General features: G+C 72.7%; 22 protein-coding genes and 2 pseudogenes. 16 read left to right on the top strand and 8 right to left on the bottom strand.

The features are described 5' to 3' along the window. Position 1 precedes the first annotated feature (1 nt). Both AC6CKD_RS17620 and AC6CKD_RS17615 read right to left on the bottom strand, forming a co-directional pair. Positions 2 to 196 (bottom strand): hypothetical protein, encoded by a 195-nt coding sequence (locus AC6CKD_RS17620; protein ID WP_498328407.1) that lies wholly within the window; start codon positions 194 to 196, stop codon positions 2 to 4. Between the two features lie 192 nt (positions 197 to 388). After that, the gene (locus tag AC6CKD_RS17615; protein ID WP_498328406.1) at positions 389 to 1513 is read right to left on the bottom strand and encodes an aminoglycoside phosphotransferase family protein; all 1125 of its coding nucleotides are present in this window, start codon (positions 1511 to 1513) and stop codon (positions 389 to 391) included. A 230-nt stretch (positions 1514 to 1743) separates the two neighbouring features. On the opposite strand from AC6CKD_RS17615, the gene AC6CKD_RS17610 reads away from it, so the two are divergent. Beyond that, entirely contained in the window at positions 1744 to 3225 is a 1482-nt protein-coding gene (locus AC6CKD_RS17610) for a DNA-binding protein NsdB (protein ID WP_498328405.1), read from the top strand. A 119-nt stretch (positions 3226 to 3344) separates the two neighbouring features. On the opposite strand, the gene AC6CKD_RS17605 is transcribed toward AC6CKD_RS17610, so the two are convergent. Together AC6CKD_RS17605 and AC6CKD_RS17600 are read right to left on the bottom strand one after the other, a co-directional pair. Next, positions 3345 to 4772, bottom strand: a complete 1428-nt coding sequence (locus tag AC6CKD_RS17605; RefSeq protein ID WP_498328404.1) for a PP2C family protein-serine/threonine phosphatase — start codon at positions 4770 to 4772, stop codon at positions 3345 to 3347. A gap of 243 nt (positions 4773 to 5015) precedes the next feature. Continuing rightward, positions 5016 to 5264, bottom strand: a complete 249-nt coding sequence (locus AC6CKD_RS17600; protein WP_478686104.1) for an SCO4226 family nickel-binding protein — start codon at positions 5262 to 5264, stop codon at positions 5016 to 5018. A gap of 380 nt (positions 5265 to 5644) precedes the next feature. On the opposite strand from AC6CKD_RS17600, the gene AC6CKD_RS17595 reads away from it, so the two are divergent. From AC6CKD_RS17595 to AC6CKD_RS17585, 3 genes are all read left to right on the top strand, one after another. Next, positions 5645 to 7879, top strand: coding sequence for a xanthine dehydrogenase family protein molybdopterin-binding subunit (locus tag AC6CKD_RS17595; RefSeq protein ID WP_498328403.1), 2235 nt, complete (start codon positions 5645 to 5647; stop codon positions 7877 to 7879). Positions 7880 to 7900: 21 nt separating this feature from the next. Continuing rightward, positions 7901 to 8356 (top strand): (2Fe-2S)-binding protein, encoded by a 456-nt coding sequence (locus AC6CKD_RS17590; RefSeq protein ID WP_498328402.1) that lies wholly within the window; start codon positions 7901 to 7903, stop codon positions 8354 to 8356. Positions 8357 to 8423: 67 nt separating this feature from the next. Further along, positions 8424 to 10406: an APC family permease gene (locus AC6CKD_RS17585; protein ID WP_498328401.1), complete on the top strand. Its 1983-nt coding sequence runs from the start codon at positions 8424 to 8426 to the stop codon at positions 10404 to 10406. 22 nt (positions 10407 to 10428) lie between these two features. Here the strand turns inward: AC6CKD_RS17585 and AC6CKD_RS17580 are convergent. After that, positions 10429 to 11547, bottom strand: a pseudogene (locus AC6CKD_RS17580) (RsbRD N-terminal domain-containing protein); the annotation flags it as partial. A gap of 143 nt (positions 11548 to 11690) precedes the next feature. Here AC6CKD_RS17580 and AC6CKD_RS17575 point away from each other — a divergent pair. Then, positions 11691 to 12254: a TetR/AcrR family transcriptional regulator gene (locus tag AC6CKD_RS17575; protein ID WP_498328400.1), complete on the top strand. Its 564-nt coding sequence runs from the start codon at positions 11691 to 11693 to the stop codon at positions 12252 to 12254. Positions 12255 to 12352: 98 nt separating this feature from the next. Then, entirely contained in the window at positions 12353 to 13009 is a 657-nt protein-coding gene (locus tag AC6CKD_RS17570; protein ID WP_498328399.1) for a DUF6461 domain-containing protein, read from the top strand. A 25-nt stretch (positions 13010 to 13034) separates the two neighbouring features. Here the strand turns inward: AC6CKD_RS17570 and AC6CKD_RS17565 are convergent, their stop codons facing one another. Next, a complete protein-coding gene (locus tag AC6CKD_RS17565; RefSeq protein WP_498328398.1) occupies positions 13035 to 14351 on the bottom strand; it encodes a M48 family metallopeptidase in 1317 nt (438 codons plus the stop codon). Between the two features lie 138 nt (positions 14352 to 14489). Here AC6CKD_RS17565 and AC6CKD_RS17560 point away from each other — a divergent pair, with 138 nt between their 5' ends. The 8 genes and pseudogenes from AC6CKD_RS17560 (at position 14490) to AC6CKD_RS17525 (ending at position 22749) form a co-directional block, all read left to right on the top strand. Beyond that, positions 14490 to 15440, top strand: a complete 951-nt coding sequence (locus AC6CKD_RS17560) for a DUF4304 domain-containing protein (RefSeq protein ID WP_498328397.1) — start codon at positions 14490 to 14492, stop codon at positions 15438 to 15440. A gap of 313 nt (positions 15441 to 15753) precedes the next feature. Further along, positions 15754 to 15999: pseudogene (locus AC6CKD_RS17555) on the top strand (helix-turn-helix domain-containing protein); the annotation flags it as partial. A gap of 241 nt (positions 16000 to 16240) precedes the next feature. Beyond that, positions 16241 to 16639, top strand: coding sequence for a hypothetical protein (locus tag AC6CKD_RS17550; RefSeq protein WP_498328396.1), 399 nt, complete (start codon positions 16241 to 16243; stop codon positions 16637 to 16639). After that, positions 16636 to 17415: a transcriptional regulator gene (locus tag AC6CKD_RS17545; protein ID WP_498328395.1), complete on the top strand. Its 780-nt coding sequence runs from the start codon at positions 16636 to 16638 to the stop codon at positions 17413 to 17415. The genes AC6CKD_RS17550 and AC6CKD_RS17545 overlap by 4 nt, the downstream gene beginning before the upstream one ends. Before the next feature lie 71 nt (positions 17416 to 17486). Further along, a complete protein-coding gene (locus AC6CKD_RS17540; protein ID WP_498328394.1) occupies positions 17487 to 17933 on the top strand; it encodes a roadblock/LC7 domain-containing protein in 447 nt (148 codons plus the stop codon). Between the two features lie 109 nt (positions 17934 to 18042). Continuing rightward, entirely contained in the window at positions 18043 to 18417 is a 375-nt protein-coding gene (locus AC6CKD_RS17535) for a hypothetical protein (protein WP_498328393.1), read from the top strand. 174 nt (positions 18418 to 18591) lie between these two features. Further along, positions 18592 to 22143: a bifunctional glycosyltransferase/CDP-glycerol:glycerophosphate glycerophosphotransferase gene (locus AC6CKD_RS17530; protein WP_498328392.1), complete on the top strand. Its 3552-nt coding sequence runs from the start codon at positions 18592 to 18594 to the stop codon at positions 22141 to 22143. A gap of 123 nt (positions 22144 to 22266) precedes the next feature. Then, entirely contained in the window at positions 22267 to 22749 is a 483-nt protein-coding gene (locus AC6CKD_RS17525) for a VOC family protein (protein WP_498328391.1), read from the top strand. Positions 22750 to 22755: 6 nt separating this feature from the next. Here the strand turns inward: AC6CKD_RS17525 and AC6CKD_RS17520 are convergent, their stop codons facing one another. Beyond that, positions 22756 to 23499, bottom strand: a complete 744-nt coding sequence (locus AC6CKD_RS17520; protein WP_498328390.1) for an SIR2 family NAD-dependent protein deacylase — start codon at positions 23497 to 23499, stop codon at positions 22756 to 22758. Between the two features lie 161 nt (positions 23500 to 23660). On the opposite strand from AC6CKD_RS17520, the gene AC6CKD_RS17515 reads away from it, so the two are divergent. Both AC6CKD_RS17515 and AC6CKD_RS17510 read left to right on the top strand, forming a co-directional pair. Continuing rightward, entirely contained in the window at positions 23661 to 24539 is an 879-nt protein-coding gene (locus AC6CKD_RS17515; protein ID WP_498328389.1) for an ATP-grasp domain-containing protein, read from the top strand. 98 nt (positions 24540 to 24637) lie between these two features. After that, positions 24638 to 25504 (top strand): GNAT family N-acetyltransferase, encoded by an 867-nt coding sequence (locus AC6CKD_RS17510; protein WP_498328388.1) that lies wholly within the window; start codon positions 24638 to 24640, stop codon positions 25502 to 25504. 50 nt (positions 25505 to 25554) lie between these two features. Here AC6CKD_RS17510 and AC6CKD_RS17505 read toward each other — a convergent pair whose 3' ends face one another. After that, a complete protein-coding gene (locus AC6CKD_RS17505; protein WP_498328387.1) occupies positions 25555 to 25998 on the bottom strand; it encodes a subtilase-type protease inhibitor in 444 nt (147 codons plus the stop codon). Between the last annotated feature and the right edge of the window lie 58 nt (positions 25999 to 26056).

Here is a 26056-nt window from a genome sequence, read left to right as displayed (position 1 = left end):
GTCAGGTCGCCCGGTGGGGCGTGAAGTCCGCCGTGCGCGCGGCTCCGTCCCCGTCGCCGGCCGGGACGGAGTTGGCGTACGGGGTGGGACCCGCGATCACCTGCCCCGATTCGTCCGCCGCCATCGCCGTCCCGGTACCCGTCGCCAGGAGCCCTGCCGTCAGGGCGACGGCAGCCGCCAGATTGCGTATGCGCATGTTTCCCTCCCCTGTTCGCTCCGGCGCACGCCGGAGCGAACACCAGTGTGCAACACGCCGTAGTCCCGCGGCCGGACGAGCCGCGGGACTACGGGATGGGCGCACTGCGGGAACTGCGGGCTGCGTGGCTGGCGGACTAGGTGACCGGGGGCCCGGCGGAACAGGGCCGATGGGACCGTCGGGCGGAGCGGGTCAGCGGGTGCCCACCGCCGCACGGACGGCCCTGCGGGCCATGCCCGCGTCGTCGTGCAGGCGGCGCAGCAGCAGGCGCTGCTCCTCGCCCGAGGACACGGCGCCCGCCGGCAGGGACTGCGCCGGGGCGGTCGCCAGCATCGAACGCTGTACGGCCGTCTCCGACATCCGGATCTCCCGCGTGAGCACCAGCATCAGGTTGACCAGGAACGCGTCCCGTGCGGCCGGTCCGTCCGCCTGTGCCAGTCGGCTGATCTGGGCACGCGCGGCCGGGGCGTCGCCCAGTACCGTCCACAGGGTGGCCAGGTCGTAGCCCGGCCGGTACCAGCCCGCGTGCTCCCAGTCGAGGAGCACCGGACCCGCCGGGGACAGCAGCAGGTTCGACAGCAGCGCGTCGCCGTGGTTGAACTGCCAGGGGTTGCCCGACATCTTCACCCCGTGCAGCAGCTTCTGCAGATCGCCGAAGTCGCGGTCGGTCAGCAGGCCCAGCTGGTAGTCCCGGGCGATCCGCCGGTCGTAGTCCAGCGGCCGTCCGAACAGCTCGTCGGCGGGGCGCCAGCCGTTGACCTGGCGCAGCGCTCCCAGCGCCGCCCGCAGGTCGGCCCGCGGCGGGGCCTCCACCGGATGCCGCTGGAGCGCGGCGACCCGGCCGGCCATCCGCTCGACGACCAGTACGCAGTTCTCCGGATCGGCGGCGATCAGCCGCGGCACCCGGACCTGCGGGCGGTGCCGGACGAACGTCCGGTACGTCGCTATTTCGTGCCGGTACCGCTCGCGCCACTCGGGCGAGTGATCCAGTAAAACCTTCGCGACGGCCGTCATCCGTCCGGTGGTGCCCACCAGCAGGACCGACCGGCCGCTGCGGCGCAGTACCTGGACCGGCGCGAACTCCGGACAGATGCGCTGCACGGAGGCGAGTGCGGTGCGCAACTGTGCCCCTTGGGGCCCCGACAGGTCGATTCTCCCGCTGAGCGGCTGCGATCCGGTACCCGGCATCCGCCGTGCCCGTACGGCGCCCTGCGCCGGTGCCGCGGGGCGGCCGGGTTCGAGGTAGGGGCCGCCGCCCGCGGGGAAAGTGCGGTGCGGCCGGACCGGGGCGGACACGGAGGTCGTTGCTGCGTACATGGCGTTACGGATCCCTTCGTGCGCCGACGAGTTGCGTACGCCGCCCCGCCGGATCCCGTGCATCACCCTGGGGAGTTCCGCCGGTGACCGGGTCGGGGAGGCGCATTCCTACCTGACACCCCGGCGTGGGTGGCGGACCACATTGCGTGCCCTGGCGAACCCTGGCGAATAGTCGCTCGGCATCTGACGGGGGGTTACTGTCAACTCAGCCGAGAACCTGGGGGCTTGACGTGAGCAAAGGTCCAAACACCCGTCTGAACGACTTGTTCGGCCTGGCCGGCTGGTCCAAGGGCGAACTGGCGAGGATGGTCAACCGGCAGGCGGCCTCGATGGGCCACCACCAGCTGGCCACCGACACCTCGCGGGTGCGGCGCTGGATCGACATGGGGGAGACCCCGCGCGAACCGGTGCCCACGGTACTGGCAGCACTGTTCACCGAGCGGCTCGGTCGTGTCGTGACCATCGAGGACCTCGGGTTCGTACGGCAACGGCGCACCGCCAAAGGGCAGCCGGACGGGGAGCAGGAGAACCCCGACGGGATGCCCTGGGCGCCCGAACGCACAGCCGCGGTCCTCACCGAATTCACGGGAATGGACCTCATGCTCAACCGTCGCGGTCTGATGAGCGCGGGTGCCGTGCTCACCGCCGGCTCCGCCATCGGCAATGCCATGCACGACTGGCTCCACACCGACCCCGCCCGCGCGAAGGACGCGCAGCGCCACGCGGACGCCTTCCAGGCCGACTCCGCGGGCTACGACCGCTACGAGGCCGCGCCCATCGGCTCCCAGGAGATCGAGGCCCTGGAGCGTTCGGTGGACGTCTTCCGCGCCTGGGACGCCTCCAGAGGCGGCGGCCTCCAGCGCAAGGCCGTGGTCGGACAGCTCAACGAGGTGGGCGGCATGCTCGCGTACCACCACCCGGACCACCTCCAGCGCCGGTTGTGGGGGGTGGCGGCGAACCTGGCGGTCCTGGCGGGCTGGATGTCCCACGACGTGGGCCTGGAGCCCACCGCGCAGAAGTACTTCGTCATCGCCGCGCACGCGGCCCGCGAGGGCGGCGACCGGCCGCGCGCGGGGGAGGCGCTCTCCCGCGCGGCCCGTCAGATGGTCCACCTGGGCAAGCCGAACGAGGCGCTCGACCTGATGAAGCTGGCGCAGTCCGGCTCCGGCGAGCAGACCCTGCCCCGGACCCGGGCCATGCTCCACACCATCGAGGCCTGGGCGCAGGCCGCGCTCGGCAAGGGGCAGGCGATGCGCCGCACCCTGGGCGAGGCCGAGGACCTGTTCGTGTCCACCTCGGGGGACGTGCCGCCGCCGTCCTGGATGCAGCACTTCGACGAGGCCGACCTGCACGGCATGCAGGCGCTGGCCTTCCGCACCCTCGCCGACCACGATCCCTCGGCGGCGACCGTCGCGCAGCAGCACGCCAAGGAGGCCCTGCGGCTGCGGGCCGACGGCCACCAGCGCTCGAAGATCTTCGACTACATCTCGATGGCCTCCGCCTGCTTCATCGCCGACGACCCGGAGCAGGCCGACCGCTACGCCCGCCTGGCGCTGGTCTCGATGAACGAGACCTCCTCGCACCGGACCTGGGACCGGCTGCGCGAGATGTACCGGCTGACCGGCCACTACTCCGGATTCGCCGGCATCGAGGAGCTCCGCGAGGAGATCAAGCTGGCCCTCCCGAACAGCCCCGTGGCGCATTCGGTGTGAGCGGCACAGCCGGTGTGAGCGGCAGGGCGCTCTGAGACCGGTGGCGCCGCTCCGGGCCTGCGGACGAGCAAGGCCGCGCCTTCCGGCGCGGCCCTGACCCCTCGAACCCCCCTCGCGCGCTACGAGCCGATCCGGGCGACCAGCACGCAGGCGTCGTCCTCGCGCTCGCCCTCGCCGAACTCCCCGATCACCAGGCGCACACAGTCCTGCGCGGACCGCGCGGCGGAGAAGTGCGGTGCCAGTGCCAGGAGCCGTTCGGTCCCGTCGGCCTTGCTGAACTCGATGCTGCGCGGGGTCAATCCGTCGGTGTGCAGGACGAGCACGTCGCCCACCTCCAGCCGCTCCTCGGCTTGGCCGTACGAGGCTCCGGAGGTCGCTCCCAGCAGGACGCCCTCGGGCGGCAGCAGCGAACGGCCCTGGCCGCGCCGGAAGAGCAGCGGGGCGGGGTGCCCGGCCTGGGCCCAGGACAGCACCCGGCGCGCGGGATCGTAGCGGCAGCACACCGCGGATCCCAGCGCGGGCTGGACGGAGGTCTCCAGGAGCTGGTTCAGCCAGCCCATCAGCGGGCCCGGCTCGATGCCGGCCATGGCCATCCCGCGCAGGGCGCCGAGCATCATCGCCATGCCGGAGGTCGCGGTCACCCCGTGCCCGGTGAGGTCACCCACCGTCAGCATCGAGTCGCCGCCGGGGAGTTCGAGCGCGTCGTACCAGTCGCCGCCGATGAGCGCGCTGGTCGCTGAGGGCAGGTAGTGCGCCGCGACGTCCAGCGCCCTGGTGTGGTCGTGCGGGAACCGCAGGGAGCCGCGCCACGGGGGGAGCACGGCTTCCTGCAGCTCGACCGCCAGCCGGCGCTCGGTCTGCGCGATCTCCTGCCGGCGTTGCAGCGAGTCCCGGGACTCGCGCACCGCCCGCTGGCTCCGTCGCAGGTCACTCACGTCCCGCAGCACGGCCCACATGGAGGCCGTGCAGCCGTCGGAGTCGAGTACCGGCTCGCCCCTCATGTGCAGCGTCCGGACCCGGCCGTCGGCCCGGACGATGCGGAACTCGCCGTCGATCGGTTTGCCGTCCACCAGACAGGCCGTCACCATCGCGGTCAGTAGCGGCTGGTCCTCGGCGAACAGGGTGGATCCCAGTTCGTCGAGGGGCAGCGCGCCCGCCTCGGGAGAGCGGCCGAAGATCTGGAAGAGTTCGTCGGACCAACTGACCTCATCGGTCAGCAGGTTCCACTCGGCACTGCCGACCCTGGTCTGCTGGGCCTCGGCCCCCGTCTCGGGGGCGGCCTGCGGCAGCGCGGCGGACTCGGCCGCGGTGGGCGGCAGTCCCTCTTTGAGCTGGCCGAGGTGCGCGCGGAGGTCGTCGAGGTGGTGGACGGCGAGATCGCACAGTGCGCGCTGCCAGCGGCCCTGCGCGTCGTCGTCGTCGACGACGGTGTCGCGGCGGACCGCGTCTACCTCTCCCCGGAGCTGTCGGGTCTGCGAGATCAGCGCGTCCACCGACCCGGGCTCGGGGGGTTGCGCGGGGCGGTCCGCGTACAGGTGGGACGGCATCTGAACTCCGATACAGGCGCGGCACGGCCAAGTCTGAGGAGGGACCGGTTCTGAAGGAAGGGCCGTTACGACTGTTGCACAGCCGGCGACGGCCTGTAAGGCGTTTGGCAACATCTGAGTCGGACTTGCACGAGGCATATGCCCGAGGCCTTCCGGCCCTCCCGGAGTGTGCGAACGAATCCGGTCAGCGCGCGCCGAAGGGCCGGCGCGGAAACCACGCCGGCCCTTGCCGTTCCCGGGTCGTCACACGGTGAGCGGTACCGGGTGGATCTCACTGGCGGGGTGCCCCGCGCGCTCGTGGATGCGCTGGACCGCCTCCGCCGACGGCGCCTCGGAGAGGCAGTAGACCGTGCCGGACGCGGGGTCGGCCCAGGCCCGCTCGAAATGCACGCGCTCCTCCTTCTCGATGGCCAGGTCTGCGTTGTGGGCGGCCTTCAGCTGTTCCGCCGTGATGCCGTTCATGCCGTAGTGGACGTCCATGTACTTCGTCACTGCCGCGCACCTCCTCCATCTGCTCGGTGTGGCAATGCCGTGCTCTACCCATCGTCCGCCCGCGGCCGGAAACCGGCCTTCCGGACGGGGGTGATCGATCGTACGGCCGAGGTGTACGAGGCGTTCCCCCCGCTGTACTGACGAAAGACAACGCAGGACCGGATCAACACGAACGGGCAGGCACCCCCCTAACGAAGGACCCCGCGCTCCGGCCGCCGCCGTCCGTCCCGCTCTCCGCCCCCGCCGACGGTATGTCCGATATTCCGCCCGGCGGTTGGTCCGGACTTCCCCCCGCACCCCCTGGTCGCTACTCTACGTGCCGGTAATGAGCCGGGGAGGCTCGCTGAGGCGGGCCGCGCGCAGGGTGGGGACACAACGACATGACCGGGCAGAGCCATGCGCCGACCGACGGGCAGAGCCGGCGGTCGTTCCTCACGTATCTCGTCGCCGCTCCGACCCTGGCCCTCGTCACGCGGGCGGGCGCCGACCTCCTCGCCCCGCAGCCCGCGCACGCGGTGATCCCGACCCTGCCCGCCATCGCCGACCTGGTGGACCTGGGCGACCTGTTCATCCTGGCCGGCGCCCCCACCTCGGCCCTGCTCGCGCTCGTCGTCGAGGCGGACGGAACCATCCGGTTCCGGCTGCCGCGCGAGGAGGTCGGCCAGGGCCTCACCACCGCCGTGGCGATGCTCGTCGCAGAGGAACTGGACGCCCCGCTGGCCGCCGTACGCGTCGAACTGGACGACGCGCGCCCCGAGCTGCTCTTCAACCAGCTGACCGGCTCCTCCAACTCCGTCCGCTCCCTCTACGGCCCCGTCCGCCAGTGCGCCGCCACCGCCCGCGCCCGCCTGGTCGCGGCCGCCGCCGTGCGCTGGAGCCTCCCGGCGTCCACGCTGACCACGGCGGGCGGCGCCGTCCGCGCCCCCGACGGCCGCACCGCGCCCTACGGCTCCCTCGCCGCGGCCGCCGCCGACCCCGCCCTGATCGTCCTGGGCGCCAGCCCCAAGCCGGCGGCGAAGCACGCCCTGGTCGGCAAGCCCACCAGCCGGATCGACGCCCGCGCCATGGTCACCGGCGCCCTGCGCTACACCCTCGACCTGGACGTGCCCGGGGCCAAGCCCTGCGTGGTGCGCCGCCCGCCCACCCTCGGCGGCAGCGTCCGCTCCGTGGCCAACCTCGACGCGGTCCGGGCCATGCCCGGCGTCCTGCACGTGGTCACCGTCGCCACCGGGGTCGCCGTCGTCGCCGAAACCTTCGGCCAGGCCCTCGACGCCAAAGCCGCCCTCCAGGTCACCTGGGGCCCGGGCCCGGCCGACCAGCTCTCGGACGCGGCGGTCCGTACGAAGCTGCGCGCCGCCACCCCGCCGCTGCTCGTGCCGCCGCTGCTCACCCCGCACGTGGACGCCGAGTTCGACTTCGCCTTCGTCAGCCACGCGCCGATGGAGACCAACTCGGCCGTCGCCGACGTGCGCGAGGACCGCGCCGAGATCTGGTCCGGGCTCAAATCGCCGATCGTCGCCCGCGAAACGATCGCCGCCGACCTCGGCCTGCCCCTCGACAAGGTCATCGTCCACGTGGTGCAGGCCGGCGGGCCGTTCGGCCGGCGGCTGTTCTTCGACGCCGCCCTGGAGGCGGCCCGGATCTCCAAGGCCTGCCGCCGCCCCGTCCGGCTGATGTGGACCCGGGTCGACGACACCCGGCACGGCCGGATGCGCCCGGCCACCCACCACAAGATCCGGGCCACGCACCTGCTGGGCGAGGTGCTCAGCTTCGAACACCGGGTCGCCGCCGCGGAGACCGACTTCCGGCACGGACTCGGCGAGATCATCACCGCCACCGCCGCCAGCCTCCCGCTCGGCATCGGCAACGCCACCCTCGCCCAGACCCTGTTCCTCACCACGATCAAGTCCCCGTACCATTTCGGGCTCACCACGCAGGCGCTCACCGAGGTTCCGACCGGGGTGCCCACCGGGTCCTGGCGTTCGGTGTACTCGGCGAACACCCGGGGGGCCGAGGAGATCGTGGTCGACGAGCTGGCCGCCGCGACGGGCCGGGACCCGTACCAGTTCCGCCGGACCTTCCTGAAGACGGCCGCCCAGCGCGCCGTGCTCGACAAGGCGGCCGCCGAAGGGGGCTGGGGCCGGGCCATGCCGGCCGGGTGCGCGCAGGGCATCGCCTTCCACGAGGAGTACAAGTCCCGGACGGCCTGCCTGGTCGAGATCGACACCAGGAACCCGGAACACGTCCGCGTCACGAAGGCGGTCATCGCCGTCGACGTCGGCCTGCCCGTCAACCCGCGCGGTCTGGAGGCCCAGATGATCGGCGGCCTGACCGACGCGATCTCCACCACGCTCAAGGCCGGCCTGCACCTGGACAAGGGGCTTCCGCTGGAAGGCAGTTACAGCCAGTTCCACTGGGCGCAGCAGCGCGACACCCCCAAGGACGTACGCGTCTTCGTGCTCCCGGCGACCGGAACCGAGCCAGGCGGGGCCGGCGAGCTGGGCCTGCCCGCCGCCGTGGGCGCGATCGCCAACGCCTACGCCCGGGCCACCGGCACCAAGCCGCGCAGCTTCCCCCTCGACTTCGACGTCGACTTCACCCCGTACCCGCGCTAGTCCGTCTCCAGGAGCCGAGCCGTGCCCTCGCACACCTTCACCGTCAACGGGCAGAGCGTCACCGTGGACGCGCCCGACGATCTGCCCCTGCTGTGGGTGCTCCGCGACATGCTGGGCGTGCGCGGCCCGAAATACGGCTGCGGGGTGGACGTCTGCAAGGCCTGTACCAGCCACCTCGACGGGGTGGACGTGCGCCCGTGCGTGGTGCCGGTCTCCGCGTGCGCGGGTAAGTCGGTGACCACGATCGAAGGGCTGGCCGACGGCGAGGACCTGCACCCGGTCCAGGAGGCCTGGCTCGAACAGGACGTCGCCCAGTGCGGCTTCTGCCAGCCCGGCCAGATCATGGCCGCCGTCGCCCTGCTCAAGCGGACGAGCACGCCCACGGACGAGGACATCGACGCGATCGCCAACATCTGCCGCTGCGGCACGTACTTCCGCATCCGGGAGGCGATCCGCAGCGCGGCGGCGAAGATGTAGGCGCTTCACCCCATGACACAAGGGTTATATGGGACGAATCACCACCGTTTTGGCTGATCATGCCTGAATGAGGCGTATCAATGCGAAACGTGTGCTGGTCGGCGAACCGCTCGACACCGCGCGCCTGGGCGAAACCCTGCTCCCCAAACGGCTCGCCCTTCCGATCTTCTGCAGCGACCCGCTCTCCTCCGTGGCCTACGCCACCGAGGAGATCCTGCTGATCCTCGCCCTCGGCGGGGTCGCGCTGCTCCACCTCGCCTGGTACGCGGCCGCCGCCATCGTGTTCCTGCTCGTGGTCGTAGTCGCCTCCTACCGCCAGACCTGCTACGCCTACCCGGGCGGCGGCGGCGCCTACATCGTCAGCTCCAAGAACCTCGGCCCGACCGCCGCCCTCACCGCCGCGAGCGCCCTGCTCGTCGACTACGTCATGACGGTCGCCGTCTCCGTGGTCTCCGGCGTCTCCGCCATCACCTCCGCGATCCCCTCGCTCTCCGACCACGAAGTCCCGCTGTCGGTGGCCTTCGTGGTGCTGCTGACCCTCATGAACCTGCGCGGGGTACGGGAATCGGGCCGGGTCTTCGCCGTCCCCACCTACGGCTTCGTCCTCGTCATCTACCTGATGTTCGCGGTGGCCGCCTACCGGCTCGCGACCGGCGACACGATCCGCGCCGAATCCGCCGAACTGCCGATCACCGCCGAGGGCAACTACGCCGGCCTCGCGGTGCTCCTCCTCGCGCTGCGGGCCTTCGCCTCCGGCTGTACGGCGCTCACGGGCGTCGAGGCCATCAGCAACGGCGTCCCCGCCTTCCAGAAGCCGAAGAGCAAGAACGCCGCGACCACCCTCGCCGCCATGGGCGCGCTCGCCGTCACCATGTTCGCCGGGATCACCTTCCTCGCCATGAGCTACGAGGTGCACGTCGCGGCGGACCCGACCGAGCTGGGCCTGGCCCCCGGAACTCCGATGTCCACCGCGCTCGCGCAGATCGGCCGAGCCACCTTCGGCGACTGGCACGTCCTCTTCTACCTGCTCCAGGCCGTCACGGCCGGCGTCCTGATCCTCGCGGCGAACACCGCCTTCAACGGCTTCCCGATGCTCGCCTCGATCCTGGCCAAGGACCGGTACGTGCCGCGCCAGCTCTTCAACCGCGGCGACCGGCTCGTCTACTCCAACGGCGTCGTCCTGCTGGCGCTCGCCGCCATCGCGCTGATCATCGCCTTCGACGCCGAGCTGACCCGCCTCATCCAGCTCTACATCATCGGCGTCTTCGTCTCCTTCACCCTCTCCCAGGCCGGCATGGTCAAGCACTGGCAGCAGGAGCTCGCCTCCCCGGGGACCCGCAAGGAGGAGCGGATCCACATCCACCGCCGGCTCGCCATCAACGCGGTCGGCGCGGTCATGACCTCCGTGGTCCTCGTCATCGTCCTGATCACCAAGTTCACCCACGGCGCCTGGCTCGTCGTCATCGCCATGCCGCTGCTCTTCCTCGGAATGAAGGGCGTGCGCCGCCACTACGACACCGTGGCCCGGGAAGTCGCCGTCGCCCCCGGGGTCAAACCCCGCAAGCCCTCCCGCCACCACGTCGTCGTCCTCGTCGCCGCCGTCCACGCGCCGACCCTCAAGGCCCTCGGTTTCGCGATGGGGCTGCGCCCCGACACCCTGACGGCCCTCTCGGTGGCCGCCGACGAGGAGGACGCGAACCGGCTGCGCGAGGCCTGGGCGGAGCACGACCCCGGCATCCCGCTCAAGGTGCTGCACTCCCCGTACCGCGAGGTGATCGGGCCCGTGCTGGCCTACGTACAGGAGCAGGCGGCCGCCGAGGGCACGGACATGCTCTCCGTGGTCATCCCCGAGTACGTGGTCGGGCACTGGTGGGAACAGCCCCTGCACAACCAGAACGCACTGCGCCTCAAGGCCCGCCTGCTGTTCACGCCCGGGGTCGCGGTGATCGACGTGCCGTTCCTGCTGGAATCCGCGAAGCCGGTGGACGAGGGGGATCCGGGGCGGGGGGACCGCCAGGAGCAGGCGGGGACCCGGCCGGGCGCTGAGTGACCGCCGTGTGGGCCAGCGCCAGCTCCACGACGTGCGCGGGATCGGACAGCGAGCGGCCGGTGAGCTGCTCGAGGCGGCGCAGCCGGTTCGAGACCGTGTTGCGGTGGCAGTACAGCCGCTGCGCGGCGTACGTGGTCGATCCCCGGCAGACCAGCCACGTGCCCAGGGTGGTCAGCAGCACCCTGCGGTCCTCCGGGGCCAGCGCCAGGACCGGACCCAGCACCACCTGACGCAGCCGGGCCGCGAGTTCGGGCTCGGCCGCGACCAGCGCCGCCGGAAGCCGCTCGTCCAGCAGGGCGGTGTGCGGACCGTCGGCCCCGGGAGCGGCGCGCAGCGCGAGGAGCGCCAGCCGGCGGGCCCCGGCCAGCTCGCCCGGTGTCTCCACCACCGGGCTCACCCCGGCGCGTAAGCCGAGGGGCGCGAGCAGGTCGGTCACGGAGGCGAGCGGCAGCCGGCCCAGCTCCACGAGGCCGGTCTGCCCGTCGGCCCGGATCCGCCACAGCACGCGCGGGGCGCCGCCGTCCGGGGTCGCCCGCGCGCCGTCCCCGGCGTCGAGGACCACCACGGCGAACCGGCCCCGCTCCGGCAGGCCGAGGCGCCGCGCGGACTCGGCGTACCGGCCCGCCGGACCGCCGCCCTCGAACAGGGCGTCGAGCAGGGCCCCGCGCAACTCCCGCTCGCGGTCGCCGCTCAGGGCCTCGGTCCGGCGGTGGGCCTCGGCCGCCGCGTCCGCCATCCGGTCGACCGCGTCCCACACTGCGGGCGCCCCGGGCAGCAGCCGGGGCAGCGCCGCCCGGTCGTGTGCGGCGACGGCCTCGGTCAGCACCTGCCACAGCAGCCGGCCGGCGAGCCGGTAGACCCGCAGCAGGGAGTCGAGCGGAAGGCCCTGCCGGGCGCGGAGCTCGCCGTCGGCGCGGGCCTCGCCCAGCTCGGGCGGCAGGCCGCGGGCCTCGCGGACCAGCCCCTCGACGGCCTGGCGGAGCAGCTGGTGGACCCGCTCGCGCAGGGCGGCCCGGCCGAGCAGGGCGACGTAGACGGCACAGGCCGGTTCCTCGCCCGGCGACCGGTCGGCGAACCGCTCGGCGGCCACGGCGATCCGGCGGTCCAGGTCCTCGCGTATCTCCCCGATGATCCGCTCCATGACGGGCAGGGTGGCACGAGGGAGGGGGCGCTGGGGAGGGCCGCGACGAGGCGGTGTCCGCTAGCGTGTCCGAAGCACTGCACGCGCAGTGCATATGCGGCGGTCATACCGGCGGCCGCGTCCACACGGTCAGGGACCCACCCATGCGCCAGAACCCGGAGCGCCGCGCCGCGCTGCTCGACGCCGCCATCGAAGTCCTCGCCCGTGAGGGCTCACGGGGGCTGACCCTGCGCGCGGTGGACACGGAGGCCGGGGTTCCGACCGGCACCTCCTCCAACTACTTCGCCAACCGCGCCCAGCTCCTCGTGCAGATCCTGCACCGCACCCGCGAGCGGCTGACCCCCGACCCGGCGGACCTGACGGGCCCGTTCGACACGAAGGTGCTGCTGCGCCGGCTCCTCGAGCGCATGCGCCGCGAGCGCAGCGTCCACACCGCGATGCTGGAACTGCGCCTGGAGGCCACCCGGCGCCCCGAACTCCAGGAGGCGCTGGCCGGGTTCCAGGGTGCCGAACTGGAGGCGAACATCGCCTGGCACCTGGAGGCAGGGCTGCCGGGGGACCGGCAGGGCGTGGTCCTGATCTACCTGGCCATGCTCGGGCTGATCGTGGACGACCTGACCGTGCCCGGACTGCTGGACCCCCACCCGGTGGAGGGGCTCATCGACACGATGGTCGAGCGCCTCCTCCCGAAGCGCCCCGCCGACTGACTATCGTGCCGGTAGGGCCGGTTCCGGCAGGACCGGTGGCACCGGAAGGACCGGCTCGCATCGCGGGGATCGCGGGGATCGCGGGAGGGACCGTGGCAATGGCGGACATCACCGGGCAGGGCGCGGCGGACGGCGGCCGCGACGGCGACATCGGTCGCGACGGCGGCATCCAGTGGCTCGCGGACTGGAGCGCCTGGTACGTCGGCCTCACCTTCGCCCGGGGCATCGGCCCCGAGGAGCTGGCCGCCCGGCTCGGCGCCCTGCCGGACCTGCACCCCGGGCGGCTCGGGGCCATCGACGCCTGGAGCATGGTCACCGAGACCGTGGACGGCGACGGGGTGGCCCGCGTCGGGAGCTGGGGCGGCTGGTCCTTCGCCGTGGAACACGGGGTGCCCGCCGGGGCGCACCGCCTCACCGAGGTCTCCCGCTCCGGGGCCGAGGCCGTGTACCTCGACCCGCAGCCCGATCACCCGCCCAAGCAGTTCGCGTACGCCCGGGACGGCGAGCTGGTCTGCTGCTTCGGCATCGGCGAGGAGCACTGGCGCGGCGGCCACCGGCCAGACTTCCTCCTGCCGGAGCTGGTCGAGGCCAAGATCCTCACCCCGGACGGCTGCTCCGCCCGCCCCGAGGACGAACCGTACGAGGAGCGCGACCGCCTCACCCTCGCCGTACTGGAGCACCGCTTCGGGCTGTCCCTGCCCCGCCGCCTCGTGGAGGAGGCCCCGCTCCCGGCCTTCGTGACCTGCACGCAGTAGGGGTCTTCGGCGGAGCGGTCCAGGATCAGGCGTAGTCCCGGATCACCCGGCGGGCCAGCGCGGCGCGGGCCGGAGCCAGTTCGGCGGCGACCGCCTGCGCCCGGGGGCCGTCGCAGACGACCAGGGCGGACTGCGGGTCGGCCGAGGCCAGGCGTCGCCGGCGCAGGTGGGTCGGCGGGTGCGTGTCGTCGACGCTGTGCCCGCGCCGGGCCGAGACCCGGCGCAGCCGCTCGTACTCGCTCTCGGGGACGGAGCCGATCCGCACGGCCAGCCGTTCCCACAGCTCCCGCTCGGCGGCCTCGCGCACCTCGCGGCCCCCGGACCCACCGCCGGCCCGGGCCGCCGTCATCGACTCGCGGCGCAGGTGTGCCTCGACGCCGTCGCAGACCAGCAGCCGGTCCAGCAGCGTGACGGCCGCCGCATCGGAACCGGCACGGGCCGCGCCCGTGTCGGCCAGGTACTCCGCACGCTGCGAAGCCCGCAGGGTCAGTCCGTCGAGCAGGTGGATCAGCCCGTAGACCGCCCAGCGAGGCAGGAACGTCAGGGAATTGACGAACCAGTCCATGAGGTTGCCGTGGTCCACCGGGCTCAGGACTGAGTGCCATTCGACCAGGGACCGCAGGGCCCCGTGCATCAGGAACGAGGAGCGGACGTCTCCGTTCGCGAAGTGCCCGAGCTCGTGTCCCAGCAGTGCCACGCGCTCCTGCGGCGTCAGGATCTCCCACAGTCCGAGGCCCAGGACCATCACGCGGCGGCCGCGATATCCGTAGGTGCGGACCCCGGCATTGGCGGAGGCGCCCACCACCACCACGTGCACCCCCGTCGTCCCGACCGCCGCCCCCACCTCGTCGATCAGCCCGAAGAGCGCGGGGGCATCCGCCCGGTACAGCACCGGCGGCCCCTTCGGGAGCCGGCCCGGCCGGGGCAGCAGCACCGCCACGGCTACGAGGAGAACGACGCCGAGCACCGGCTGGATGCCGGTGTGCCACCCGCCGATGATCAGCACGGCCGCGGCCAGGAACAGGCCCGCGGTGACCCCGTGCACCAGCAGGGCGAGCCCGAAGGCCAGGACGGTCGAGCCGTCCGGCCCGGCCCCTGCGGCCCCGATGCCGTTCCGTCCGATCTCCTCCGCCAACTGCTCCCCATGACGCCGGGCCAGGCGCCGCCGGACCTGCGCCAGGCGCCCCCGGTCCGGATCCGGGGCCCCCGGGTCCACGTTCCAGTCACAGGCCGCGCACCAGTTCACGTACCGCGCGTGCCCGGTGACCTCAGCCCCGCACTGCGGGCACAGCCGCGTCTGCGGTGCACCCGCTGTCGCGATGCCCTCCCCGAAAGATTCCATGTCCGCTGATCCCCTCCCAGCCGCCGACCTGCTGTGATCCGCGGTCCGCGCAGGATAGAGGGGCCCGGGTCGGCCTCCGCGGCCGCCCGAGGATGGACGGTTTTGGTCGGGGAGGCTGCGTCTTGTGACACTACGGGGGTGAACGCGACCGACTTGTTCCACCAGACGCTGCGCGAGCGGATCGCCCCGGCCCTGCGCGACGCGGGTTTCACCGGAACGGGGCTGGAGTACCGGCTCCGCGCCGCCGAACCCGACCACGCGCTGCTCGGCTTCCAGCGGAGCGCTTCGTCCGGGGCCGCCGAGTGCCGGTTCACCGTGAACCTGCGCGCGGTCCCGTACGAGGAACACGAGGCCCTGCGGCGGCTGCGGCCGGCCCTCGGGACCCGGCTCAGCGCCAACCGCGTCGGCCCCGTCGGCTGGCACGCCAGGATCGGACGCCTCCTGGGCCATCCGCACGACCACTGGTGGAGCATCACCGACGAGCACACCGCCGCCCGCGCAGCGGACGAGGTCACGGACGTGGTGCTGCGCCACGCCGTCCCCGCGCTGTGGGGCGAGGTGACCGACCGGCCCCCGCTGGCGGGGCCCGTGGTGGATCCGGTGCCCGACTGCCTGGACCCGGTGTGCCTGCGGGTGGACAGCGGTCCGTTCCCCGCCGGCGGGGAGGCCCCGCTGCCCGTCGACATCGAGGGCGCCCTCGTCCTGGAGACGGGCGAGCGCCGCCGGGCCTCGCCCTTCCTCACCGTCCACGACGAGCTGACGGACGCGGAGGCCCGCATCGTCATCGACGCCCCCTGGCGGCTGGAGCAGCCGCTCTTCGGCTCGGTCCGGGTCGGCATCGCAGCCGACGGCGACGTCCGGGTCTCCGCCAGCCCGGGCAGCATGCTCCCCGGCCACCCGCTGGCGCTCCTCGGCGAACTGGCCCTGTGCCGGATCAACACGGCCGAGGTCACCGGCAACGGCTCCCTGCGGCTCACCTTCGAACGGGGCACACCGCGCGAGGCCTGCCTCACCGTCTCGGGCACCCCGCACGCGCTGACCGTCGGTGCGCCCTGGCACATCGAAGGCTGGACACCGGCCCGCATCTGACGCCGGGTTCCGCGGCCGAGGCGAAGGCGGCGACCCGCAACCGGCCGTCGCCCTCGATCTCCGCGAGCACGCGCGTGGCGTGGGAGACGAGGGTGTGTCCTGCGGTCAGGCGTACGCTCCGACCGGAACGTCGGCGCGGACGGCGGCCCCCGCGATGGTGCCCGTGCGCGCGACAGCGACGAGGACCTTCAGTTTCCAGGGGTCCAGCATTAGTTGATCTTATGCTCAGGTTTACGCGAGTCCGCTGGTTTTGCGGCCGGTGAGCGACTTTGATGGGTTTGCCAGGCCTCGTACCGGAGCAGGGGGAGCACTCATGGGCACCGAACACAGTCCGAAGCGCAGTGCGGAGAGCGCGGACAGCGCCAGCGCCACCACCACCGCACCCACCCTCATCGGTTCCGTGCAGCGGGCTTTGCGGCTCGTGGAAGCGATGTACGCGGAGGGCGGGGCGACGGCCAAGCGCCTTTCCCGGCTCACCGGAATCCCGTTGCCCACCGTGTACCACCTGCTGCGCACCCTCAGCCACGAGGGCTACGTACAGCGCGAGGGCGGGTCGTTCCGGCTCTCGGACGATCTGCCGCTCGCTTCGTGACGGCGGGGGCGCGGGGGGCGTTTGGAGCGCGTCATCCAAAGCAATGATCAAAATGGGTTGGGTTCCGGCCAAGCTGTCACGTGCCATCGCGCATGTTCCAGCGGAAAATGCCAGAACGCCCTTCCGCTCTGTGGAAGTTGAGTAAGTTCCCTTCTGTCGCGCCGTACGACCGTGCACCACGCCCGGTCCGGCCGGGAGGGGAGCCCGCGTGCCCGGGATCGACGAATGCCTGCTCGAAGCCATGGCCCTGCCTGGTGCCAGGGGGGCCGCGCTGGTCGACTGGAGCAGCGGACTGGCCCTCGGCACCGCCGGGGAATCACCGGTGGGAGACCACGAGACCACCGCGGCCGAGACCGCTGAGCTGGCCCGGGCGGCCGCCGAGTACGAGTCCTTCGCCCCGGTCGGGGCCGATGCGCAGGACGACGCCGGGCCGCCCGTGGAGGACCTGATCGTCACCACCCGCACCGGGTACCACGTGCTCCGCTTCGTCGAGACCAGCTTCGACAGCAGCGTGTTCCTGCACCTGTGGCTCGACCGGACCGACGGCAACCTCGCCCTCGCCCGGCACAGACTCCGGGCCCTGGCCGAGGAGCTGGTGCTGAAATGACAGCCGCCGCCGTAGTCGCCGTCTCCCCGCTGCTCACCCGGCTCGCCGCCGAGCGGGCGACCGGCGCCCTGTTCCGCGAGCGCGGCACCCTCTTCCTGGAGGACGGCCGCGTGGTGCACGCGGAGAGCCCGGCCACCCCCGGACTCGACGTCCTGCTCACCACCGGCGGGGGCCTCAGCCCCGAGCGCTGGACCGACGCCGTGAACCAGGCCGGCGCCCGCCGCCAGGTCGCCCGCTTCCTCGTCGACAGCGGCGGGCTCGCGGGCGGCGAGCTGGAGATATGCCATCTCGCCGCGATCTTCGACGCCGCCTTCTTCGCGCTCTCCCCGGGCAGCGGCCCCTCCCGCTTCCGGCGCGGGGCCACCCACTGGATCGGCTCCGTCCGCTCCGTTCCGGCCGCCGCCGTCGAGCGGGAGACCTGCCGCCGCCGCGAGCTGCTCGACGCGGTCTGGCCCTACCCGCTGCTGGACACCTCCCCGGTGGTGCCGAGGGCCGCCGCCCCCGGGCAGACCGTCACCGCCCGCCAGCGGATCCTGCTCGACCGGGCCGACGGGGTACGGACACCGGCGGACCTCGCCTGGGTGCTGGGCCGGCCGGCCTTCCACACCCTGCTCGACGTACGACGCCTCGCGGCGGCCGGGCTGGTCGAGACCCCGCACGCGCCGGCGCCCGCCGCCGCCGCGGAGACGCCGCTGCCCGACTGGATGACGCAGGCGCAGTCCCCGGACGTGGCGTTGCTGCGCCGGTTACGCGACGCACTGGAGGCAAGCCTGTGAGGCTCCCGCTGCGAGCCGCCCAGCGCGGCGACCGTTCCGAGCGGCGGCAGTCCGAAAGGAGAAGGTCCGACATGAGTACGGTGCCCGCCGAAGCCGAGGCCGAGATACTCGCCGAGCTCCGACGGCTGCGCGCCCGCGTCCCGCAGCTGGGCGGTGCCCTCGCCGCGAGCGTCGACGGCCTGGTCCTGGCCCACGACAGCTCCGCCGCCGAGGCGGAATCCGTGGCGGCCCTGACCGCCGCGGCCCTCGGAGTGGCCCAGCGGCTCAGCGACTGCACCGGTCAGGGCGGTTTCCGCGAGCTGCTCGTGCGCGGGGAGGACGGTTACGTCGCCACGTACGCGGCGGGCGACGCGGCCGTACTGACCCTGATCGCGGAGCCGCGCGTCAACGTCGGCCGGCTCCACCTGGAGGCGCGCCGCTCCAGCCTGCGCATAGCGGAGCTCATCGACCACAGCCTCGGCCGCCGCGGCCCGGGGCCGGCTCCGGGCACGGGCCCGGGCGCGGCCCAGGGCTCCTGATCCCCTCGACCACGTACGTCCGTACCGACCGGAACGCACCGACCGGAACGCACCGACCGAAACGCCCTGACCGAAACGCCCAGGACACCGAAGAGAAAGAAGAACAGCCATGGCCAACGTGGAGACATCGCTCAAGGAAGCCACCACCAGCATCGACGGCGTGCTCGGCGTCGCCCTGGTCGACTGCAGCAGCGGTATGGCCCTCGGCACCATCGGCGGCGGGAAGGACCTCGACCTCACGGTCGCCGCCGCGGGCAACACCGACGTGGTGCGGGCCAAGCTCCGCACGATGGAGATGCTCGGGCTGAAGGACGAGATCGAGGACATCCTCATCACCCTCGGAAGCCAGTACCACCTGATCCGGCTCCTGAAGAGCCGGGGCTCCGCGGGGCTCTTCCTCTACCTCGCGCTCGACAAGACGCGGGCCAACCTCGCGATGGCCCGGCACCAGCTGAAGAAGATCGAGGCGGAGCTGGAAGTCTGACCCGATGACGGCGAGGTGGCGGGCGGCTGAACTCATGCCGCCCGCCCCGGCGGCTTCTCACATATGTCCCGAGACGACTGATTTTTATCATCTCGTTACAGAGTAAGATGCTGTAATCGGCTGATCATCAATAATGTTATTAAGCTGGAGAACTCGCCGCCCATGCCCCCGCGCTTGAGTATCGTCGTCCCCGTCTACAACGTCGAGCTTTATCTCGACGAGTGCCTGGAGTCCATCGCGGCACAGACATTCGACGACTTCGAGGTCGTGCTCGTCGACGATGGATCCACCGACGGCAGTGCGGCACTCGCCCAGGCGTTCGCCGACCGGGACGACCGCTTCCGGCTGGTGCTCCAGAAGAACGCGGGACTCGGCGCGGCCCGCAACGTGGGCGCCCGCCACATCAGCCCGGACAGCGAGTACCTGGCCTTCGTCGACAGCGACGACACCATGCCGGCGTACGCCTACCAGCGCATGATCGACGCCCTCGACGCGACCGGCTCCGACTTCGCGGCCGGCAACGTCAAGCGCTTCCGCTCCGTCGGCATGCAGCAGTCCTGGGGACACCGCACCGCCTTCGCCGAGACCCGGCTGAAGACGCACATCTCCAAGCTCCCGGCGCTGGTCACCGACCGCACCGCGTGGAACAAGGTCTACCGGCGCAGCTTCTGGGACGAGCACTCCTTCCAGTACCCGGAAGGCATCCTCTACGAGGACGCCCCCGTCTCGATTCCCGCGCACTACTTCGCCAAGAGCGTCGACGTCATCGGCGAGTGCGTCTACCACTGGCGGGTCCGCGAAACGGGCGAGCGCTCCATCACCCAGCGCTCCACCGACCCGGTCTCGGTCATCGACCGGGTGGCCTCCGTCCGACTGGTCCGCGAAGCCCTCCAGGCCAAGCAGGGCGCCGCCCACAGCCGCTACCTGCGCGACTACGACCGCAACGTGCTGAGCGAGGAACTCCCGCTCATCTACAAGTACGTCCCCGAGGCGGGCGCCGAGTTCCGGGCCGCCTTCGCCAAGGAGGCCGGCGGCCTCATCCGGGAGATCGGCACCGGACCGTGGCCCGACCTGACGGTCGCCGACCGGCTCAAGGCCTACCTCGCCGGGGAGGGCCGGATCGAGGAGTTCGTCGCCCTCGTCCAGCACCAGCGGGACTTCACCTACAGCGTGCCGGTCAAGGGACTGGCCCGCCCGCAGGCCGACTACCCCTTCCTCAAGGCGCCCGTCCCCGCCAAGGTCCTCACCCTCGGCCCGCGCGAACGCCGCGTCGTCAGCCGCGTGGAGCAGGCCCACTGGGCCGACGGCAAACTGCTGCTCCGCGGCTACGCCCTGCCCGGTCACCTGGGCGCCGAGAGCCGCCTCGGCTCCCGCAAGATGCTGGTCTTCCGCGAGAACGGCAAGCGCCGCCGCAGCGTCGTCACCACCCGTACGGTCGCCTCCCCGATGGCCACCGTGAACTCCCCGCACCTCGCCCTGCGCCACGCCGACTGGGCCGGTTTCACCGCCGTCGTCGACCCCGCCGCCTTCCAGACGGGCGGCAAGTGGAACGAAGGCGTGTGGAGCACCTCCGTCGCCGTCACCGGCGCCGGAGGCCTGCACCGCGCCCGGCTCAAGGGCGGCGAGCACGACAGCGGACAGAACCCGCCCGCGCACTGGGTCGCCCCGGACGTGCGGATCGTCCTGAGCGCCGTCGGTTCCCTGAGCGTCCAGGTGGAAATCGTCCGGGCCCGGGCCCTGGACGTCCGCCCGGTCGGCGACGACGCCCTTGAGGTGTCGGGCGAACTCGCGGCCGAGGTCGGCGCCGGAGCGTCCCTGCGCGCGGTGCACGTCTCCACCGGAACCGTGCTCGACTTCCCGCTGGCGACCGCCCCCGCCGTCACGGGCGGCCGGATCCCCTTCACCGCGCGCGTGCCGCTGGATGCTCTGGCCGCGGTCCCGGACGCCCCGGGCGTGCCCGGCGAGTGGACCCCGGAGCCGTGGAGCCTGTCCGTGACCGGGGCCGACGGCGCCGAGCACCGGCTGGCGCACGACGAGCGCGCCGGCTTCGCCGGACTCGTCGTCGCCCTGCCCGGCGAGGAGCCCGGCCGCACCCTCTTCGCCAAGCGGGGTACCACCGGACACCTCATCCTCTCCGTCCAGTTCTCCCCGCCGCTGGTCGACACCGTCGAGGCCGAGGAAGGCTCCCTGACGCTGCGGGGCCGCTTCCTCGCACCCCTGGACGAGCCGTACGAGCTGGTCCTGCACGACCCGGCCGGCCTGGAGTTCAGCTACCCCGTCACCCGGGACGGCGACACCTTCGAAGCCTCCTTCGAGCCGGTGCTCCCCGAGAGCCGGGCCGGCCGCACCCCGCTGCCGCACGGCCGCTGGTGGCCCACGCTGCGCCCGGTCTCCCAGGGCGGGTCCACCGCCGGCCTCCTCGGCGTCGACCGGGGCGCTCCACTGCAGTTCTCCCCGGCCGCCCTGCACACGGGACCCCACGCCGTCACCGCCCGGGGCCGCCGCATACGCGTCGAATCCCGCCTCTACGACCGGGTCGCGCTGACCGCCGACCCGATGATCAGCCCGCACGACCGCTCGCGCTACGCGCAGCGGATCGCGCGCGATGTCACGTACCCGGCGCAGCGCGCCCTCCCGGTCAAGGACATCGTGGTCTACGACGCCTTCCAGGGGTACGGCGGCGGCGACTCGCCGCTCGCCATCCACGAGGAACTGCTGCGGCGCGGCGAGAAGCTGGAACACGTCTGGCTGGTGCGCGACGGCCGCGCCGAGGTCCCGGAGACCGCCCGCGCGGTCCAGTACGACAGCCTCGAATCCTGGGACGTGCTCGCGCGGGCCCGGTACTACGTGGTCAACGACAGCGTGCCGCGCGCCTTCACCCGGCGCCCCGGGCAGACCGTCGTGCAGACGTGGCACGGTACGCCGCTGAAGCAGATCGGCCACGACTTCATGCACGACTACTACACCAGCCCCGAGGCGCTGGACGCGCTGGAGCACGACAGCGCCCAGTGGTCGCTGTTCGCCTCCCCGGGCTCGTACGCCACCCCGGTCCTGAAGCGGGCGCTCGGCTACGACGGCGAGGTCATCGAGTCCGGCAGTCCGCGCACCGACGCGCTGGTGCGGCCCGACGCGCAGCGGATCGCGGAGGTCCGCAGGCGGCTGGGTCTGCCGGAGGACAAGAAGGTCGTCCTGTACATGCCCACGTGGCGGGAGAACCGCCTGGGCTGGACGCTCACCTCCGGCTACAAGCTCGACCTGCAGATCGACCTGGACGCGGCCCGTCGTGAGCTCGGCGAGGACCACGTCCTGCTGATCCGCGGCCACCACAAGGTCACCGAGCAGGTGCGCGAGGGCGTCCGCGACGGGTTCGTCGTCGACGTGTCGCGCTGGTCCGACCCCACCGACCTGCTGCTCGTCGCCGACGTGCTGATCTCGGACTACTCCTCCGCGATCTTCGACTTCACGCACACCGACCGGCCGATCCTGCTCTTCGCGTACGACCTGGAGCACTACCGGGACACGCTCCGCGGCTTCACCTTCGACCTGGAGAAGAAGGCCCCCGGCCCGCTGCTCAGGGATTCGCAGAGTCTGATCGAGGCCGTGCGGAACGCGGACGCGGTGGGGGCGCAGTACGCGCAGGCGCGGGCGGCGTTCCGCGAGGAGTTCTGCGACCTGGACGACGGTCAGGCGGCGCGCCGGATCGTCGATCGCATGCTCGACATGTGACCCGTGAGAGTGCACTCAGGACTGGATACGGACCGGTCCCGGCCCCACCGATGAGTTTCGGGGCCGGGACCGGTCCGTATGTGCGGGACGGACTCCCCGCCCCCACGCACTCCGGAGGCAGCCATGGCGAGCAACCCCTTTACCACCTGTCTGTGGTTCGACGGCGAGGCGGAGGCCGCCGCCGACTACTACCTGTCGGTCTTCAAGGACGGCAAGCGCGGCCGGACCGGCCGCTACCCCGAGGGGAGCCCCGGCGTCGCGGGCGAGGTCATGGTCGTCGAGTTCGAGATCAACGGCCAGCGGTTCGTCGGCCTCAACGGCGGCCCGCAGTTCCCCTTCACCGAGGCCGTCTCCTTCCAGATCCACTGCGCCGACGACGCGGAGGCGGACTACTACTACGAGGCGCTGACCGGCGACGGCGGCGAGGAATCCGCCTGCGGCTGGGTCAAGGACAAGTTCGGACTGTCCTGGCAGGTCATCCCGGCCGGGGCCATCGAGCTGATCTCCGACCCCGACCCGGGACGGGCCGCGCGGGCGATGGCCGCGATGATGAAGATGAAGAAGCTCGACGTGGCGGAGATGCAGCGGGCGGCCGACGCGGGCTGAGACGGCCTAGAGCACGTCCCCGCCGTCCGCGGCGATCCGCGCCAGCAGGGCGGGCAGCGCCGTCCCGATGGGCTCGCGGATCACCTCGTCGGCGAGGGAGTCGTACGGGGTCTCCTGCGCGTTCACGATGATCAGGCGGGCCCCGGCCTCCGCGGCCATCCCGGCCAGCGAGGCCGCGGGCTGCACCTGGAGCGTCGACCCCACGGCCACGAAGACCTGGCAGCCCTTGGCGACCGAGACGGCCCGCGCGAGCACCTCGGGGTCCAGCCGCTCCCCGAACATCACGGTCGCCGCCTTCAGGATCCCGCCGCACCCGAGGCAGGCCGGATCCGGCTCCCCGGCGGACACCCGGGCCAGCGCCTCGTCCATCCCGGTACGGGCACGGCAGACCGTGCACACCACGGCCCGCGCCGTGCCGTGCAGTTCGAACACCTTGCGCGCGGAGGTCCCGGCGAGCTGGTGCAGCCCGTCCACGTTCTGGGTGATCACCCGCAGCGGGACCCCGGCACGCTCCAGCTCGGCGACGGCGAGGTGCGCGGCGTTCGGCCGCGGCTCCAGGGCTCCGATCTCGGCGCGCATCAGCCAGGACCGGCGCCGGATCTCCGGGTCGGCCATGTAATACGCGTACGTCACCAGCTTCTCGGCGTCGGCCTCGCGGCGCCACAACCCCTGCGGCCCCCGGTAGTCGGGGATCCGCGAATCGGTGGACATCCCGGCCCCACTGAACACTGCGACGAGCGGCTTTCCCATGCGCCGACTCTAGGGAGCCCCGACGGCCTTCTCCACAGGGTTTCGGCGACACCGGCACTCCGGTCATCCGGTGCTCCGGTTCCCGTGGTGATCACATCGTTGCGGTGGGCGGCCGGTGAATCCGGGGACCGGCCGCGCGCGGAGGTCCGTAGGGTGTCGGCATGCCGACCACCGTCCTGTACTGCTCCGATCCGCTGAACGAGCGCCGGCCCGACGCCCACTTCGCCGAGGAGGCCCGTGCGGTGCGCGCCGCGGGAAGCGCCATCGGGCTCATCGACCACGACGCGCTGCTCGCCGGGGACGCGCGCCGGGCCGTGGCCCGGGTGCCCGCCGGGGCGGGGGCCCTCTGGTACCGGGGGTGGATGATCCCGGCAGGACGGTACGCCGATCTCGACGCGGCCCTGCGCGAGCGCGGCGGCGAACTGCGGGTCACCCCGGACGCGTACCGGCGCGCCCATGAACTCCCCGGCTGGTACGAGGCGTTCGCCGGACTGACCCCGACCAGCCGGTGGCTGGCGACACCTCCCGGGAAGACACCGGAGCCGGACCGGCTCGCGGACGCCGCCGCGGCCCTCCCGTCCCGCGCCGGCATCGTCAAGGACTACGTCAAGTCCCGCAAGCACCAGTGGGCGGAGGCCTGCCACCTGCCCGATCTCGCGGACCGGGCCGCCGTCCACCGCGTGGTGAACCGCTTCGTGGAACTGCAGGGCGAAGACCTGGCCGGCGGGGTGGTGCTGCGCGCCTTCGAACCGTTCACGGCCGCCGAGGGCGCGGCCACCGAGGTGCGGGTCTGGTGGCGCGACGGAGAACCCGGGCTGGTCACCGCCCACCCCGACAGTCCCTGCGCCGCGGTCGTGGCGCCCGACCTCGGACGGGTCCGGGCCGCCGTCTCGGAGCTCGGCTGCGCCTTCGTCACCACCGACCTCGCGCTGCGCGCGGACGGGGTCTGGCGGGTCGTGGAGGTGGGCGACGGGCAGGTGAGCGATCTGCACCGGGAGGCCGATCGCGCGGCGTTCACCAGCCTCCTGACGGGCGGTTGAGCCCGGACGGGGCGCCGGCCAGGGGCGGCCGTGCACCCCTGGCCGGCCTCGCGCCTCGACGCACGGCCCGCAGCGGCGCATCTGGTACAACATCGGACATGACGGGATTCGCTGGATTCGAGATCAACGCCGCGAGCGCCGCCGACATGGGGCTGCTCCGTGACTGGGCCGACGAGGAGGGCTGGAACCCGGGGGACTCCGACCGGTTCGCGTTCTCCGTCGCCGATCCGGGCGGATTCCTCGTCGGACGGCTCCGGGGGGAGCCCGTCGCCTGCATCTCGGCCGTCCGGCACGGCGCCGGCTTCGGCTTCATCGGCTTCTACATCGCCCGCCCCGAGGTACGCGGCCAGGGCTTCGGGATCCGGCTGTGGAAGGCCGGAATGGAACGGCTCGACGGGCGGCTCGTCGGGCTGGACGGGGTGGTCGAGCAGCAGCACAACTACCGCAAGTCCGGCTTCCGCTCGGCCTGGAACAACGTCCGCCACGAGGGGGTGCCGCGGGCCGGGGACCCCGCGGAGGCGACGGCGCCCGGGGTACGGATCGTGGACGCGGCCACCCTGCCCTTCGGCCAACTCGCCGCGTACGACCGGAGGTTCTTTCCCGCCCCGCGCGACGCCTTCCTCGCTGCCTGGGTCGGCCTGCCCGGCCGCGCCGCCCTCGCCGCGGTGCGGGACGGCCGGGTCGTGGGGCTCGGTGTCGTCCGGCCGAGCAGCGGTGCCTCGCGGATCGGCCCGCTCTACGCCGCCGACCCGGCCGTCGCCACCGCCCTGCTGCACCGGCTCGCGGAGCGGACCGCCGACGGAAAGGTCGCCGTGGACGTACCGGACGCCCATCCGCGAGCCGCCGCCCTGCTGGGCGGACTGGCCCTGACCCCGACGTTCGAGACCGCCCGGATGTACACCGGCCAGGAGCCGGATCTGGACCTGACCGGCATGTACGGGGTCACGAGTCTGGAGCTGGGCTGATCCCCGGCCTGGTGTCGCCAGCCGCGTGTCCCCTACCTCTTGTCCCCGGCTCAGATGGTGAAGACCGTGCCGTTGCTGTTCCACAGGGCGCACGGGTTCGCGTAGGTGTAGGAGTAGTTCATCCGGCGGCCCTGCCACACGCCTTCGGCGGTGACGGTGAGCGGGCTCCACTCCCGGGTACACGTCGCGTCGTGGCGCGGCTCGGCGAGCGCGTCCAGCTCGGGGGCGTAGGCCTCTAACTCGGCGCACGCCGCGTCCGGGGCGGGGTGGGTTCCGCCGGGCCGGGGCGCGCAGACCAGGGTGACCGCGCGCAGCACCGTACCGCTCGCCGCGTCCTCGCCGTCGGTGACGCTCAGGACGAGTGCGGACGGGGCGTACAGGCTCTCGCCGCCGGCGGGCACGGCTCCGGCGGCTCCCGAGCCGGCCAGGGCGGTGAGGGCCGTGAGCCCCATGGCGGCGGACGAAAGTGCCAGGGTCCTGGTGACGGATCGCATGTCGAACACTCCTCGCGTCGTTGCGTCGGATAACGGACGCGAGTCTTGCCCATGTGGA

Source organism: Streptomyces sp. GQ60, assembly GCF_059758875.1.
The sequence above is the reverse complement of the archived record's forward strand: the minus strand, read 5'-3'. Positions and strand labels throughout refer to the sequence as shown.